Origin of the sequence: Paracoccus solventivorans (assembly GCF_900142875.1) — a bacterium.
Classification (GTDB): domain Bacteria; phylum Pseudomonadota; class Alphaproteobacteria; order Rhodobacterales; family Rhodobacteraceae; genus Paracoccus; species Paracoccus solventivorans.
In genome coordinates, this window is record NZ_FRCK01000003.1 from 408,541 (window position 1) to 423,937 (window position 15,397).

14 protein-coding genes are annotated in these 15,397 nt (G+C 69.3%); 6 read left to right on the plus strand and 8 right to left on the minus strand.

What is annotated here, in order from left to right:
* The first annotated feature begins 85 nt into the window (after positions 1-85).
* Entirely contained in the window at positions 86-322 is a 237-nt protein-coding gene (locus tag BUB57_RS07705) for an acyl carrier protein (RefSeq protein ID WP_073064624.1), read from the plus strand.
* A gap of 68 nt (positions 323-390) precedes the next feature.
* Positions 391-939: a DNA starvation/stationary phase protection protein Dps gene (gene dps, locus BUB57_RS07710; protein WP_084732038.1), complete on the plus strand. Its 549-nt coding sequence runs from the start codon at positions 391-393 to the stop codon at positions 937-939.
* Between the two features lie 236 nt (positions 940-1,175).
* Here dps and BUB57_RS07715 read toward each other — a convergent pair whose 3' ends face one another.
* The 4 genes from BUB57_RS07715 to BUB57_RS07730 are packed head-to-tail and all read right to left on the minus strand — an operon-like array spanning position 1,176 to position 5,763.
* On the minus strand, positions 1,176-2,276 hold the full coding sequence (locus tag BUB57_RS07715; protein ID WP_073064630.1) for a BMP family ABC transporter substrate-binding protein: 1,101 nt from the start codon (positions 2,274-2,276) through the stop codon (positions 1,176-1,178).
* A 25-nt stretch (positions 2,277-2,301) separates the two neighbouring features.
* On the minus strand, positions 2,302-3,183 hold the full coding sequence (locus BUB57_RS07720; RefSeq protein ID WP_073064633.1) for an ABC transporter permease: 882 nt from the start codon (positions 3,181-3,183) through the stop codon (positions 2,302-2,304).
* The gene (locus BUB57_RS07725) at positions 3,180-4,256 is read right to left on the minus strand and encodes an ABC transporter permease (RefSeq protein WP_073064636.1); all 1,077 of its coding nucleotides are present in this window, start codon (positions 4,254-4,256) and stop codon (positions 3,180-3,182) included. Before BUB57_RS07725 ends, BUB57_RS07720 begins: the two co-directional genes overlap by 4 nt.
* Positions 4,243-5,763 (minus strand): ABC transporter ATP-binding protein, encoded by a 1,521-nt coding sequence (locus BUB57_RS07730; RefSeq protein ID WP_073064640.1) that lies wholly within the window; start codon positions 5,761-5,763, stop codon positions 4,243-4,245. Before BUB57_RS07730 ends, BUB57_RS07725 begins: the two co-directional genes overlap by 14 nt.
* Positions 5,764-5,955: 192 nt before the next feature.
* On the opposite strand from BUB57_RS07730, the gene dnaE reads away from it, so the two are divergent.
* Together dnaE and BUB57_RS07740 are read left to right on the plus strand one after the other, a co-directional pair.
* Complete coding sequence (dnaE, locus tag BUB57_RS07735; RefSeq protein ID WP_073064644.1) at positions 5,956-9,429, plus strand: DNA polymerase III subunit alpha; 3,474 nt, start codon at positions 5,956-5,958, stop codon at positions 9,427-9,429.
* Positions 9,430-9,496: 67 nt separating this feature from the next.
* Entirely contained in the window at positions 9,497-9,754 is a 258-nt protein-coding gene (locus BUB57_RS07740) for a DUF333 domain-containing protein (protein WP_073064647.1), read from the plus strand.
* Between the two features lie 87 nt (positions 9,755-9,841).
* Here BUB57_RS07740 and ilvC read toward each other — a convergent pair whose 3' ends face one another.
* Positions 9,842-10,864 carry a ketol-acid reductoisomerase gene (ilvC, locus tag BUB57_RS07745; protein WP_073064651.1) on the minus strand — a complete coding sequence of 341 codons (1,023 nt, stop codon included), beginning with the start codon at positions 10,862-10,864 and terminating at the stop codon, positions 9,842-9,844.
* Between the two features lie 124 nt (positions 10,865-10,988).
* Here ilvC and BUB57_RS07750 point away from each other — a divergent pair, with 124 nt between their 5' ends.
* A complete protein-coding gene (locus tag BUB57_RS07750) occupies positions 10,989-11,444 on the plus strand; it encodes an Lrp/AsnC family transcriptional regulator (protein WP_073064654.1) in 456 nt (151 codons plus the stop codon).
* A complete protein-coding gene (locus BUB57_RS07755; protein WP_073064657.1) occupies positions 11,441-11,899 on the plus strand; it encodes an Lrp/AsnC family transcriptional regulator in 459 nt (152 codons plus the stop codon). Before BUB57_RS07750 ends, BUB57_RS07755 begins: the two co-directional genes overlap by 4 nt.
* 279 nt (positions 11,900-12,178) lie before the next feature.
* Here the strand turns inward: BUB57_RS07755 and BUB57_RS07760 are convergent, their stop codons facing one another.
* From BUB57_RS07760 to BUB57_RS07770, 3 genes are read right to left on the minus strand one after another with little or no spacing between them, the layout of a single operon-like run.
* Complete coding sequence (locus BUB57_RS07760; protein WP_073064660.1) at positions 12,179-13,375, minus strand: UbiH/UbiF family hydroxylase; 1,197 nt, start codon at positions 13,373-13,375, stop codon at positions 12,179-12,181.
* 8 nt (positions 13,376-13,383) lie between these two features.
* Positions 13,384-13,623: a hypothetical protein gene (locus BUB57_RS07765; protein ID WP_073064663.1), complete on the minus strand. Its 240-nt coding sequence runs from the start codon at positions 13,621-13,623 to the stop codon at positions 13,384-13,386.
* A gap of 16 nt (positions 13,624-13,639) precedes the next feature.
* Positions 13,640-14,407: a pyrimidine 5'-nucleotidase gene (locus BUB57_RS07770; protein ID WP_084732023.1), complete on the minus strand. Its 768-nt coding sequence runs from the start codon at positions 14,405-14,407 to the stop codon at positions 13,640-13,642.
* Positions 14,408-15,397: the final 990 nt, after the last annotated feature.

Consider the following 15,397-nt stretch of genomic DNA (forward strand, 5'->3'; position numbering starts at 1 on the left):
CAAGGCCGTCGGGACCCGCCCGCGGCTTGTCGCCGGGTCCGCCCGGCTGCATCCGGGCGGAGTGCCCGTAACTGAGGAACGAGACATGAGCGACATCGCTGATCGCGTGAAGAAGATCGTTGTCGAGCATCTGGGCGTCGAAGAGGAAAAGGTCACCGAGACCGCCTCGTTCATCGACGATCTGGGCGCCGATTCGCTGGACACCGTCGAGCTGGTCATGGCCTTCGAGGAAGAGTTCGGCATCGAGATTCCCGATGACGCGGCCGAGACGATCCAGACCTTCGGCGACGCCGTGAAGTTCATCCAGCAGGCCACTGCCTGATCGCGGACCACCATGTCCGGCATTTCCGAACGGCGTCCCTGCGGGGGCGCCGTTTTCGCATGGGGGCCATGCGGCCAGCGGGTGGAACCATTGCCGCAACCCCATGTTGTCCTTGCGAAGATGTTCACCGCAAGGAGACCGAGATGGCTGTGAAGCTGGCCGGGCTGGAAGACAACGCCCGCAAGACCGCGATCACCGAACTGCAAGCCTGCATGAGCGACGGGCTGGCGCTGTCGATGGCGCTGAAACAGGCGCATTGGAACATGCGCGGCCCCAATTTCATCGCGGTGCACGAGCTGATGGACCAGGTCAAGGCGCGGCTGGACCCCGGCGTCGACGCGATGGCCGAGCGCATCCAGCAGCTGGACGGCACCGCCGTCGGCACCGTTGAGGAGGTCGCCAAGGCTACGGCGCTGCCGCCCTATCCGACCGACGTGACCAAGGTCGCCGACCATCTCAAGGAGGTGTCGGCCCGGATGCGCGCCCTGGGTGAACGGCTGCGCGGCGCAATCGACACGGTGGACGAGGCCGGCGACGCAGACAGCGCCGACATCCTGACCGAGGTCTCGCGCCAGGTCGACAAGGACCTGTGGTTCATCCAGTCGCATCTGGACTGACGCAGTTCTTGGCCGCGGCAGCGGCTTCGGGCGGTCTCGAATATCCTCGGGTCTGGCGAACGCCCGGAAACGGTTCGGTGGACCGTTTCAGTGAGCCAAGGGGCAGAGCCCGACAGGCCGCAGGCCGCGCGGGGCAGACAGCCCCCCGTCGCAACGCTGCAAGGGCCGCTACGCTCGGGGCGAACGAAAAAGGGCGGACCGCGATGGCCCGCCCTTTCTGCATTCCCTCTGCTCGATCAGCGCGGGATCTGGGCGGTGATCCCCTCGACGAAGAAATCCATCGACGCCAGCTCTTCGTCGGTGGGGGTCTGGCCCTCGGCCAACCAGGCGCTGCCGTCCTGCTTGTTCAGCGGCCCGGTGAACGGGTGATAGCCGCCGGCGATCTGGTCGCGCACGGCCTCGGCTGCTTCCTTGACCTCGGCGGGGACTGCCTCGGTGATCTCGCCGATGCCGACCTCGCCGTCCTTGATCCCCAGCCAGACGCCGTGCGAGGCCCAGGTGCCGTCCAACACCTCGCCCACGCGCTTGATGTAATAGGGCTCCCAGTTGTCGATGATGGCGCTGACCCGGGGGGTGGGCTTGAACGCCGCCATGTCCGAGGCCTGGCCAAAGCCGATGCCGCCCTTTTCCTGCAGCTTGGCCAGCGGGGCGGTGGAATCGGTGTGCTGCAGGATCACGTCCACGCCCTCGGCCAGCAGCGCCGATGCGGCGTCGGCCTCTTTCGCGGGGTCGAACCAGGTATAGGCCCAGACCACCTTCAGCTCGACATCCGGGTTCACCTTGCGGGCGTGGATGAAGGTCGAGTTGATGCCCTGCATCACCTCGGGGATCGGGAACGAGCCGATGAAGCCGATCTTGTTGGTCTTGGTCATCATCCCGGCGATGGTGCCCATGACGGCGCGGCCTTCGTAGAAGCGGGCGTCATAGGTGGCGACGTTCTCGGCGCGCTTGTAGCCGGTGGCGTGCTCGAACTTCACGTCGGGGAACTTGGCGGCGGTGTTGATCACCGCGTCCATGAAGCCGAAGCTGGTGGCGAAGATCAGCTTGTTGCCGGCCAGCGCCAGCTGGGTCAGCGCGCGCTCGGCATCGGCGCCCTCGGGGACGTTCTCGATATAGCTGGTCTCGATCCGGTCGCCGAAATGCGCCTCGATCGCCTTGCGGCCCAGGTCGTGCTGATAGGACCAGCCGCCGTCGCCGACCGGGCCGACATAGATGAACCCGACCTTGAGCTTTTCGCCCTCGGGGATGGGGGTGCCCTGCGCCCGTGCCGGCAGGGGGGGCAGCATCGCCATCAGCGCCAGTGCGGCGGCCGAGGCCAAAAGGGTTCTGCGGTTCATCGGAGTCTCCTCTGTCGGGTCGTTGTCATCTTGTAGCGTGGAACGGCCGCCCCAGCGAGCCGGGCGCGGCGCTGCCGCGGCCGCGGTATTTCTGCCGCGCGGATATGATCACCAGCACGACGATCGTGGCAAGATAGGGCGCCATGCTGAGCAGCTGCACCGGCACCGCCACCCCGGCCGCCTGCAGCCGCAGCTGCAGCACGGCGACGCCGCCGAACAGCCAGGCCCCGGCCAGCACGCCCCACGGGCTCCACCCCGCAAAGACCACGATGGCCAGCGCGATCCAGCCGGCGCCGGCGGTCATGCCCTCGGTCCATTGCAGCACGGTGGCGATCGAGACATAGGCGCCGCCGATCCCGGCCATGGCGCCGCCGATGGCGATGGCCACCAGCCGCACCAGCCGCACCTTGTAGCCAAGCGCATGGGCGGCGTCGTGGTTTTCGCCGACCCCGCGCAGGATCAGCCCGCGGCGGGTGCGGTTCAGCACGAACCAGGTCAGCGGCACCAGCGCCAGCCCCAGCCAGATCGCCCAGTTCACCCCCAGCGGCCCGCCGGGCATCGAGGGTGCTTTCACGCCCTCGTACGGGCGGCCGAACATCGCGGTCAGCCCCAGCCCGAACATGGTCAGCGCCAGCCCGGTGGCGACCTGATTGGTCAGCAGATACTGGGTCAGCACCCCGAAGATCAGCGAGATCGCCGCCCCCGCGGCTGCCCCCGCGACAAAGCCGGCCAGCGGGCTGCCGGTGGCATGGGCGGCGGCAAAGCCTGCCAGCGCGCCGGTGATCATCATCCCCTCGACGCCCAGGTTCAGTACGCCCGAGCGCTCGGCAATGGCCTCGCCCAGGGCGGCGAACAGGATCGGGGTGGCCGCCGACATCAGCAGCAGCAAGGTGGTCCAGCCGATCATTTCGTTCCCCTCCAGCGCAGGCGGTACCGGGTCAGCGTGTCGAAGCCCAGCAGGAAGAACAGCAGCATCCCCTGGAACACCTGCACGGTGGCGGCGGGCAGCTGCAGCATCAGCTGTGCGAGCTCGCCGCCGATATAGGTCAGCGCCAGCAGCAGCCCGGCCAGCAGGATCCCCAGCGGATGCAGCCGGCCCAGGAACGCCACGATGATGGCGGTGAAGCCGTAGCCCGATCCGAAGCTGTCGGTGATCTGCCCGCCGGGGCCCGAGACCTCGAAGAGCCCCGCCATCCCGGCCAGCGCGCCCGACAGGCCAAGGCAGAACGCCACCAGCGTTTCAGGGCGCACGCCGGCAAAGCGCGCGGCCCGCGGCGCCAGCCCGGCCACGCGGATGCGGAAACCGCGAATATGGCGGCTCATCAGGAACCAGGTGGCCAGCACCGCCAGCGCCGCGGCGACCACCCCCCAATGCGCGCCGGTGCCCGCCATCAGTTCCGGGTTCGCGGCCGAGGGGTAATGCTGCAGGTTGCGCGAGCCGGGCATCCCGAAGCCCTCGGGGCTGCGCATCGGGCCGAACGCCATCCACGCCGCCACCCGCTGCGCCACATAGACCAGCATCAGCGACACCAGGATTTCCGAGGCCCCCGTCCAGTTGCGCAGGGTCGCCGGGATCATCCCCCAGGCCCAGCCCCCGGCTGCGCCCGCCAGCACCATGGCCGGAAAGATCCACGCCCCTTCGGCCGGATAGGCGGCCAGCGCCACCGCCGCGCCGCAGATGCCGCCGATGATGTATTGCCCCTCGGCCCCGATGTTCCAGATGCCGGCGCGGAAGCCGATGGCGAGGCCCGATGCGATCAGGATCAGCGGCCCGGCCTTGACCAGCAGCTGCGGGCGGGAATAGCCCGAGGCGGGGCCGAACAGCGGGTCCCAGAAGATGGTGCGGATCGAGGCCACCGGGTCGAAACCCATCAGCGCGAACAGCACGCCCCCCGCCACCATCGTCGCCACCACCGCCATCAGCGGAGAGGCGACGGCCAGCCACCACGGCGTCGCGGCCCGGGGTTCAAGCCGCAACATGGGCGACCTCCATCCCATGGGCGCCGCCCAGCATCAGGCCGATCTGTTCCAGCGTCAGCCCCTCGGTCGCGACCGGCGCCGACAGCCGGCCGGCGTTCAGCGCGGCGAAACGGTCCGACAGCTCCAGCAGTTCATCAAGGTCCTGGCTGATGACGACGACCGCGGCGCCGCGCCCGGCCAGGTCCAGCAGCGCCTGCCGGATCGCAGCGGCGGCGCCCGCGTCCACCCCCCAGGTCGGCTGGTTCACCACCAGCGCCCGCGGTGCCTGCAGGATTTCCCGGCCGATGACGAATTTCTGCAGATTGCCGCCCGACAGCGCCCCGGCGGCGGTGGCGGGGCCGGGGGTGCGCACGTCGAAATCGGCGATGATGGTTTCGGCAAAGCGGCGGGCGGCGCGGTGGTCGATGACGCCGCGCCTTTGCAGCTGCTGGCGGGTGGCGCCGGTGAGGATGGCGTTTTCGGTCAGGCTCATCTCTGGGACGGCGGCATGGCCCAGCCGGTCCTCGGGCGCGGCCAGCAGCCCGGCGCGGCGGCGCGGCTCGGGGCCTTGCGCGGACAGGTCGTGGCCGTCCAGCACCACGGTGCCGGGGCGGCCGGTGGTCTCGCCCGACAGCGCGGCGATCAACTCCTCCTGCCCGTTGCCGGCGACGCCGCCGATGCCGAGGATCTCGCCTGCGCGGATCTGGAAGCCGACATCCTGCAGCGAGGTCCCCTCGGTCGCGGGGGCCGAGGTCAGCCCGGCGACCGTCAGCACCACCGCGCCCGCCTGCCGGCCGGAGCGGTCGACCAGCCGCATTTCGGCGCCCACCATCATCGCCGCAAGCTCGCGGGCGGAATGGTCGCGCGGGTTCACCGTGCCCACCACGCGGCCCTGCCGCAGGATGGTGGCGCGGTCGCAATGGGTGCGGATCTCGTCCAGCTTGTGGCTGATATAGAGGATCGCGGTGCCCTGCGCGGCCAACTGGCGCAGAGTGGCAAACAGGATCTCGGCCTCTTGCGGGGTCAGCACGCTGGTCGGTTCGTCCATGATCAGCAGCCGCGGATTGCCCAGAAGGCAGCGCACGATCTCGACCCGCTGCCGTTCGCCCGCCGACAGGGATTCGATGCGCCGCGCCGGGTTCAGCGGCAGGCCATAAGCGGCACTGACCTGCGCGATGCGGCGCGACAGGTCGGCGCGGCGCGGCGGCGCATCCATCCCCAGCGCGATGTTTTCCGCCACGGTCAGCGCGTCGAACAGGCTGAAATGCTGGAACACCATGCCCACGCCCGCCGCGCGCGCCGCATGGGGGTCTGACGGCGCATGGGGGACGCCCCCCAGCCACATCCGCCCCGCATCCGGGCGGATCAGCCCGTAGATCGCCTTGACCAGCGTCGATTTCCCGGCGCCATTCTCGCCCAGAAGCGCGTGGATTTCCCCCGCGGCGACGGAAAACGACACCTCGTCGTTCGCGCGCACCCCGGGGTAGGTCTTGGACAGGCCCTCGGCCCGGAACAGTTCGTCAGTCACGCCATCCCCGTTGTGTTTTTGGCAGGTTAGCCTGTTTCCGCCCTTGCACAATCGCCCAATCCGCACCGCATTACCCCGGCTGCGGTTTAGACTGTCTTCGCCGGTTCCGGCCAAATCGCCGCGCCCGCATAGCGCAGGGAAAGCGCGCGCGCCACCTCGCACGCGCGGCCCGCAGGTGCTAGGTTCGCCGCCATGACCGACCAGCCCAAATTCATCCACCTGCGCTGCCATTCCGAACATTCGCTGCTGGAAGGGGCGATTCCCGTCAAGAAACTGCCGGGGATGGCCGCGAAGCAGGGGATGCCGGCGGTGGCGCTGACCGACACCAACGCGCTGTTCGCGGCGCTGGAGTTCTCGGTCAAGGCGCTGGACGAGGGCGTGCAGCCCATCGTCGGCTGCCAGATCACGCTGGACGCGGGGGCGGCCTGCGCGCCGGTGGTGCTGCTGGCGCAGGACCAGGCGGGCTGGATGAACCTGATGGCGCTGTCCACCTGCCTTTACGTGACGCCGCCGCGCGATTTCCCGCATGTCACCATGCAAGAGCTGGCCGAGCGTTCGGCCGGGCTGATCTGCCTGACCGGCGGCGCGACCGGGCCGCTGGGGCAGCTGGTGGCGGGGGGCAAGCTGGCGGATGCCGAATCGCATCTGCGCGATCTGGCGGGGATGTTCGGCGACCGGCTGTATGTGGAGCTGCAGCGCCACATGCAGGACAACGGCCAGCTGATGCCGGCCGAGGCCGCCAGCGAAGGGGGGATGATCGACCTCGCCTATGCGCTGGACCTGCCGCTGGTCGCCACCAACGACGTGTATTTTCCCGATCCCGCGATGTTCGGCGCCCATGACGCGCTGATCTGCATCCGCGAACGCGCGATGGTGGACCAGTCCGCGCCCCGCCGCCGCCTGACCGCCAACCACGACTTCAAATCCGCGGCCGAGATGCTGGCCCTGTTCGCCGACCTGCCCGAGGCCACCGCCAACACCGTCGAGATCGCCCGCCGCTGCGCCTTTGCGGTCAGCCGTCACAAGCCGATCCTGCCGCGCTTCGCCGATGACGAGGTCGAAGAGCTACGCCGCCAGGCGCGCGAGGGGCTGGAGGCCCGGCTGGCCGTCATTCCCCACGCCGTCACTGTCGAGGACTATCACGCACGGCTGGATTTCGAGCTGGGGATCATCGAGCAGATGGGCTTCCCCGGCTATTTCCTGATCGTCGCCGACTTCATCAAATGGGCCAAGGGGCAGGGGATTCCCGTGGGCCCCGGCCGCGGCTCGGGCGCGGGCTCGCTGGTGGCCTATGCGCTGACCATCACCGACCTTGATCCCCTGCGCTATTCGCTGCTGTTCGAACGCTTCCTGAACCCGGAACGGGTGTCGATGCCCGACTTCGACATCGACTTCTGCATGGACCGGCGCGAAGAGGTGATCGGCTACGTCCAGGAGAAATACGGCCGCGACAAGGTGGGCCAGATCATCACCTTTGGCGCGCTGCTGTCCAAGGCGGCGGTGCACGACGTGGGCCGCGTGCTGGGCATGGGTTTCCCCCAGCGCGACAAGCTGTCCAAGATGATCCCGGTCGAGGGCGTCAAGCCCGTGTCCATCACCAAGGCGCTGGCCGACGAGCCGCGCCTGCGCGAAGCCCGCGACGCCGAGGAAAACGTCGCCCGGATGCTGGACTATGCCGCCCAGGTCGAGGGGCTGCTGCGCAACGCCTCGACCCACGCGGCCGGGGTGGTGATCGGGGACCGGCCGCTCGACCGGCTGGTGCCGCTGTACCGCGACCCCGGCTCGGACATGCCGGCCACGCAATACAACATGAAATGGGTGGAACAGGCCGGGCTGGTCAAGTTCGACTTCCTGGGCCTCAAGACCCTGACGGTGATCCAGAACGCCGTCGACCTGATCCGCGCCGGCGGCCGGCACCTGCATGTCGCGGCCGACGGGCGCCGGCTTTACGAGCCCCCCGCGGGCGCCGTCGACGAAATCAACGCCATCCCGCTGGATGACGAGCCCACCTATCGCCTGTTCGCCAGCGCCCGCACGGTCGCGGTGTTCCAGGTGGAAAGCTCGGGGATGATGGACGCGCTGCGCCGGATGCGCCCCACCTGCATCGAGGATATCGTGGCGCTGGTGGCGCTTTACCGGCCCGGCCCGATGGAAAACATCCCGGTCTATTGCGAGGTCAAGAACGGGCTGCGGCCGCTGGAATCCATCCACCCGTCGATCGACCATATCCTGGCCGAAACCCAAGGCATCATCGTCTATCAGGAACAGGTGATGCAGATCGCGCAGGTCATGGCCGGCTACAGCCTTGGCGGCGCCGACCTGCTGCGCCGCGCCATGGGCAAGAAGATCGCCGAGGAAATGGCCAAGGAGCGTCCCAAGTTCGTCCAGGGCTCCAAGGCGCAGGGGGTGGAGGAGAAGAAGGCCGGCGAAGTCTTCGACCTGCTGGAAAAATTCGCCAACTACGGGTTCAACAAATCCCACGCCGCGGCCTATGCGGTGGTCAGCTACCAGACCGCCTGGCTCAAGGCGAACCACCCGGTCGAGTTCATGGCCGCGGTGATGAACTGCGACATCCACCTGACCGACAAGCTGGCGATCTATCGGCGCGAGGTCGACCGCATGGGGATCGAGGTGATCCCGCCCTGCGTCAACCGCAGCCAGCCCCGCTTCAGCGTGGTCCAGGGGCGCATCGTCTATGCGCTGGGCGCGCTCAAGAACGTCGGGGTCGAGGCGATGCGCGTGCTGGTCGCGGCCCGCGGCGACCGGCCCTTTGCCGATCTGCACGACTTTGCCCGCCGCGTGCCCATGCGCCAGATCGGAAAGCGGGCGCTGGAGATGCTGGCCCGCGCCGGGGCCTTCGACATGCTGGAGCCGAACCGGGCGCGGGTGCTGAAATCGCTGGACGGGCTGGTCGCCTGGTCCTCGGCCGTGCAAGAGGCCGCGCAGTCCAGCCAGTCCTCGCTGTTCGGGGGCGGCGAGGATCTGCCGCCGCCGCGCCCGGCGCTGGCCCCGGTCTGGATGCCGGCCGAGAAGCTGGCCGAGGAACGGCTGGCGGTCGGCTTCTACCTCTCGGGCCACCCGCTGGACGACTATCTGGCGGCGCTGAAGCGCAAGAACGCGATGACGCTGGCCGAGGTCGAGGCTGCGGCCGCCGACGGCCCGCTGGTCGCCCAGATCGCCGGCACCGTGGCGGCGCGGGCGGAAAAGAAATCCGCCAAGGGCACGCGCTATGCCTTCGTCACCCTGTCGGACCCCACCGGGCTCTACGAGGCGACGGTGTTCTCCGACGTGCTCGACGCGCATCGGTCGCTGCTGGAACCCGGCATGAACGTGCTGCTGACCGTGAACGCGGAACCCTCGGGCGATCAGGTCAAGATGCTGGCGCGCGGGGTGCAGGCGCTCGAGGATGCGGTGGCCGACGCGGGTTCCGGCCAGCTGGCGGTCGAGGTGGGGGACGCGCGCACCGCGCTGGCGGTGCTCGACCGGCTGCGCGAGGCCAGCGCGGAAATCGCGGTCTCGGCCAAGGGCAGGGGGCCGCTGCTGATGCGGGTGCGCGACGGCAACACCGTCTATGACGTCGAGGTGGCCGAGAATGTCCCGGTCACCCCGCGGATGCGGCAGGCGCTGCGCGCGGTCGAGGGCGTGATCGACGTGACCGAGGAATAGCCGCGCATCTTGCCCCGCCGCCCCGGGGGCGGCAGTCTGGGCCGCGCACGACGAAAGGATCACCGCCATGACCCGCCTGCCGACACCGCTTGCCGCGCTGACCCCGGCGCTTTTGCTGCTTGCCGCCTGCGGCACGCCCGCGCCGAAACCCCCGGCCACCGGGGCGGCGGCGGCGCTGGTCGACCCGGCGGCGCATTACTGCCAGCGCAGCGGCGGCACCGTCATCCTGCGCATGGACAAGGGCCGCCGCGCCGATCTGTGCCGCCTGCCCACCGGCCGCACCGTCAGCGCCGCCGAGCTGCTGAACGCCCACAACGACCTGTAAGAAAAAGGGACGCCGAAGCGCCCCTTGATCTTCTGTCTGTAAATATCCCGGGGTCCGGGGCAGAGCCCCGGTCCGGCAGCGACGCGATCAGTTGCGCGCCTTGTCCACCATCTTGCCCTTGGAGATCCAGGGCATCATCGCGCGCAGCTTCTCGCCGACCTGCTCGATCTGGTGTTCGTCATTCAGGCGGCGGGTGGCCTTGAACATCGGCTGGCCGACGGCGTTTTCCTGCATGAAGTCGCGCACGAACTTGCCGGTCTGGATGTCGCGCAGCACTTCCTTCATCCGCGCCTTGGTTTCCTCATAGGGCAGCACGCGCGGGCCGCTGACGTATTCGCCGTATTCCGCGGTGTTCGAGATCGAATAGTTCATGTTGGCGATGCCGCCTTCGTAGATCAGGTCCACGATCAGCTTCACCTCGTGCAGGCATTCGAAATAGGCCATTTCCGGCTCATACCCGGCCTCGACCAGGGTTTCGAAGCCCATGCGGATCAGCTCGACCAGCCCGCCGCACAGAACCGCCTGCTCGCCGAACAGGTCGGTTTCGCATTCCTGGCGGAAGTTGGTCTCGATGATCCCCGAACGCCCGCCGCCGATGGCCGAGCAGTAGGACAGGCCGATGTCCATGGCGCGGCCGGTCGCGTCCTGGTGGACGGCCACCAGGCAGGGCACGCCGCCGCCCTTGGTGTATTCGCTGCGCACAGTGTGGCCGGGGCCCTTCGGCGCCATCATGATCACGTCGACGCCAGGCTTCGGCTCGATCAGGCCGAAATGCACGTTCAGCCCGTGGGCGAAGGCGATCGCCGCGCCGTCGCGCAGGTTGTCGTGGACGTATTTCTTGTAGGTCTCGGCCTGCAGCTCGTCGGGCATGGTGAACATGATCAGGTCGGCCCAGGCGGCGGCCTCGGCGATGCCCATCACCTTCAGCCCCTCGGCCTCGGCCTTTGCCGCCGAGGGCGAGCCGTCGCGCAGCGCCACGACCAGGTTCTTCGCCCCCGAATCGCGCAGGTTCAGCGCATGGGCGTGGCCCTGGCTGCCATAGCCGAGGATGGCGATCTTCTTGTCCTTGATCAGGTTCACGTCGCAATCGCGGTCGTAGTAAACGCGCATCGGGGTCTCCTTGGTTGCTGGTGGCTTTCTAGCGCGCTGCTCAGGTGCAGAGGTTGCAATTTTCGCGAAATCAGCAGAATACTTGCGAAATCCATGCGGATATAAACCTTATACTGAAAAAATCATGCTCGACGATACCGACCGTCGCATCCTGCGCCACCTGCTCGCCGACCCGCAGGCCGACAATGCCACGCTGGCCGACCGCGCCGGCGTCACCACCGCCACGCTATGGCGCCGGCTGGACCGGCTGCGCGAACGCGGCGTGCTGCGCGCGACCGAGGCGCGGATCGACTGGCGCGCGCTCGGCTATGCGGTCGAGGTTTCGCTGCGCTTCACGCTGGACAAGACCGAGCCGCGCGCCTTCGACCGCTTCACCGCCGCCGCCCGGCAACTGCCCGAGGTGATCGAGATCCAGACCTTCCTCGGCTCGGTCGACATCCGCCTGTCGGTCATCGCCCGCGACATGGAGGACTGGCAGCGCATCTACCGCGACCGCGTCCTCGGCCTGCCCCATGTCACCGACATTGAGCCGCTGATGCTGGTCGCGACCATCAAGGACACGGCAGAGCTGGCGCTATGACGGACACCGACGCCACCGACCTTGCCATCCTGCGGCTGCTGGCCCGCGATGCCACGCTGGGCGCGGCCGAAATCGGGCGCGAGATCGGCCTGACCCAGCCCGCGGTCTGGCGCCGCATCCGCCGCCTGCAGGACAGCGGGATCATCGCCGGCCGCCGCATCGTCGTGGATCAGGCCGCGCTGGGCTTCACCGTCTCGGTCTTCCTTGGCATCCGGCTGGCCGCGCGGGGCCGCCCCGAACTGGAAACCTTCGAACGCGCGGTCACCGCCATCCCCGAGGTGCAGACGGTGCAGCATGTGCTGGGCCGCTTCGACTACCGGCTGCGGATCATCGCCCGCGACATCCCCGATTTCGAACGCATCCTGCGCCGCCGCATCATGACCCTGCCCGGCGTGGGCCAGGTCGAGGCCAACGTGGTCCTGTCCGAGGAACGCCGCTCCGGCCCGCTGGGATAAGGGGGGCGTCGGTGCGTGGGGACCACGCGACGGGTGGTTTGTGGCGGCAGGATGGCGGGAACGGTGCAGGATGGGGAAGGTGCGTGGGAACTACGCGCGCGGTGGGCGGGAACGGTGGGGATGGAGGGTGCGTGGGGACCACGCACCCTACGGGAGCTGTAACGGATGGGGACGGTGCGTGGGACCCACGCGCACGGCGGGCTGGAACGGTGGGGATGGGTGTGTGTGAGGTACGGGCGGAAACTTTGACGGAAGGGTAGGGTGCGTGGTCCCCCGCCCTCAGCGCGTCCCCAGTCCTGCCCGCATCATCGCCCGCCGCACCGGCGCCAGCGCGTAAAGCCCCCCCAGCGCAGCCGCCCGCAGGTCGCGTAGCGGTCGCGGCGCCATCATGCTGGCGCGGTTCAGCGCGTCGATGCCGATCAGCCGCGCCAGCGCCTCGGGGCGGCGCTCGCGCTCATAGCGGGCCAGCGCCGCGGCGTCGCCCGGGTCCGGGGTCATCAGGTCCAGCAGCGCCGACAGATCGGCCAGGCTCATGTTCAGCCCCTGCGCGCCAATGGGCGGCACGACATGGGCGGCCTCGGCCATCAGCGCGGTGCGCGGGCCGGTATAGCGGTCGGCGATCTGGCTGATGATCGGCCATTCCGTCAGCCCGGTGGCCAGCTGCAGCCGCCCCAGCACCCCGGCCGAGCGGTCGTTCAGCTCGACCTCGAACGCCTCGCGCGGCAGGGCGCGCAGCCGTGCGGTCTCGGCCCCCCGCTCCATCCAGATCACCGCCGACGAGGGCTTGCCGCCCCGGTCGGGCAGGGGCACCAGCGTGAAGGGGCCGCCGCAGCGGTGGATCTCGGTCGAGACATTCTGGTGCGGGATCTCGTGCGTCACCGCGAAGGCCAGCGCCTTTTGCCCGTAACGGATGGTGCGCACGCCGATCCCCAGCGCCTGGCGCACGGGGGAATTGCGCCCGTCCGCCGCCACCACCAGCCGCGCCCGCAGCCGCGACCCGTCCGACAGCTCGACCAGCGCCGCATCTTCGCGCGCGGTCAGCCCCGCGGTGGCGGTACCGGGGCGGAACTCGACCCCCCGCAGCTCGGCCAGCCGCGCCGAAATCTCGCGCCGCAGCAGCCAGTTGGGCAGGTTCCAGCCAAAGGGCTGGTCGGAAATCTCGCCCGCGTCAAAGGCGCGGGTCAGCCGCGGCCGCGGCTCGGCGCCGCCGGCATCGACGATCCGCATCACCTGCAGCGGCGCCCCATGGGGCTGCAGCCGATCCCACAGGCCGATGCGACGGAACAGCGCGATCGAGGGCTGCAGAAACGCGGTGGTGCGCAGATCGGCGCCGGCACCGCTTTCCTCGGTGACCGGCGGGGCCGGATCGACGCAGAGCACCCGCAGCCCGGCGGCCCCGAAACCGGCAGCCGCCGTCAGCCCGGCGACGCCGCCGCCAGAGACCAGGACATCGACGGTGTCCGGCGTAGCCGCCACCGGCGCGCCTAGAATCCGGCCGCGTAGGCGATCAGCAGCCCCATGACGACGACCGTGGCGGCCAGCGCGGCCATGGTCAGCGCCGGCAGGCCGAACAGCGCCACCGCCACCCCGACCAGCACCACCACCATGGCCAGGATCATCAGGATGCGCCCGGCGACCACGCGCTCGTCGTGCGACTGCAGGTCTTCGTCGCCGGTCAGGGCGTCGTTGACGGCGGCCGCGGCGGAAGAATCGGACTGGGACATCGGAAACCTCGATCGATCAAAGGGTCGGCCGCGAACTTGCCACGCCGGCAAGGGCGGCGGCAAGACTCGCGACGAAGCTGGCAAGATTCAGGGTCCGCCAGTGCACATGCCGCCCCGGATCCCGCCCCGCCAGCGCGTCGGGGCCTTGGCGGCCGTCCCCTACCAAAATCGTCCGCATTCCAAGGGAATGCGGCACCTCGAGGTTGCGGGGATCGTCCTCGAACATGGCGCAGCGCGCGGGGTCGAGCCCGTGCGCGTCCAGCACTGCGGCAAAGGACCGCGGGTCGGGCTTGGGGTGATAACCGGTCTCGCCGATGCCGTGGATCGCGTCGAACACCAGCTGCTGCCGGGCCAGAACCCGCCCGGCATAGGCGGAATCGGCATTGGTGTGCACGATTCGCCGCCCCGGCAGCGCCGACAGCGCGGCAGTCAGCGCCGGGTCCGGCGCCAGCGCGTCGAGGTCGATGTCATGCACCTCGGCCAGGTAGTGCTCGGGGTCGATCCGGTGCAGCGCCATCAGCCCGGCCAGGGTGGTACCGTGCTCGCGCCAGTAATGCGCGCGCAGCCGGCTGGCCTCGGCCGCATCCACCGACAGCAGCCGGGCGACATAGGCGGTCATCCGCGCTTCGATCTGGGAAAACAGCTGGAGTTCAGGGGCGTAGAGCGTGTTGTCCAGATCGAAGATCCAGCAGTCCACCCCGGCAAAGCCGCGGCGCAGCAGCTCGGGATCGGAAGCGGCAGTCCCTGGAACAGGCGGGCGCGGCGGTGCGGAAACGATGCTCATGCTGCCGGGCTAGCCGGTCGCGGCGACGGGGGCAATCCTGACGAAGACGCGGGCGCTGTGGGTTGTCCTCTCGCCGTGTCGGCAGGCGGGCCCGGCGCGTGGTGATCGCCCGGCGGGTGGCGATGCCGTAGCGCGAGGAGCCGCGCGGTCGAGGTTTTCGGCGGCGGTTCAGGCGGCGCGGGCGGAGCCGGGCGTGGCCGGCCATGCTCGTGGAAAACGGTGCGCCGGGTTGGTCCGTGAAACTGCGTCGCGGGGTTCTCCGATCCGTCTCCTGCTTCTACTGCTCGGGAGCTTTCGGGATATTTATAGCAAGATGAAAGAGTTGCGAGGTTTAGCGGAGATAATGCTCTGAGAGGGGCCGGTCGCACCGGGTTTTCATGCAGGACGGGGCATTGGCGGTCACGAGAAGAACTGCGCCGGTTGCTCCGAGGTCCAGATTGGAGAGGGCGCTCCTCTATGGGCGGGAGCATGGAAAAGCGGGTGGGCGTGATGGGTTGCTCGGGGCAGGGGCGCCGGCCAGCGAGGCACGGCGTGGGGCAGGCGTGAGAATGGGGCGGCGTGACGGGTCGTTCACGGCGAGGGCGCCGGCCTGCGGGACCGCCGGGAAGCGGAAAACGTTTGAGGCTAGCGTAAAAATGGGTCGCGTTAGGGGCATCCGGGGTGACGGCGCCGGCCCGTGGGACCGCCGGAGGGAAGCGTGAAAAATGCGCAGTCGTAAACGGGTGTCCGGGGCTGCTCGGGGAGCAGACCGGAGACCTCGTTTCAAAAGCGGCGCATAGTGGCTGGAAGAGCCAGACGCGACACTCCAGGCCCGAGTGTTGACATCCCGCGAGAGCGCCGCAACCCGTAGGGCGCGGTAGGGCGCGGTAGGGCGCGGTAGGGCGCGGTAGGGCGCGGTAGGGCGCGGTAGGGCGCGGTAGGGCGCGGTAGGGCGCGGTAGGGCGCGGTAGGGCGCGGTAGGGCGCGGTAGGGCGCGGTAGGCGCGGTAGG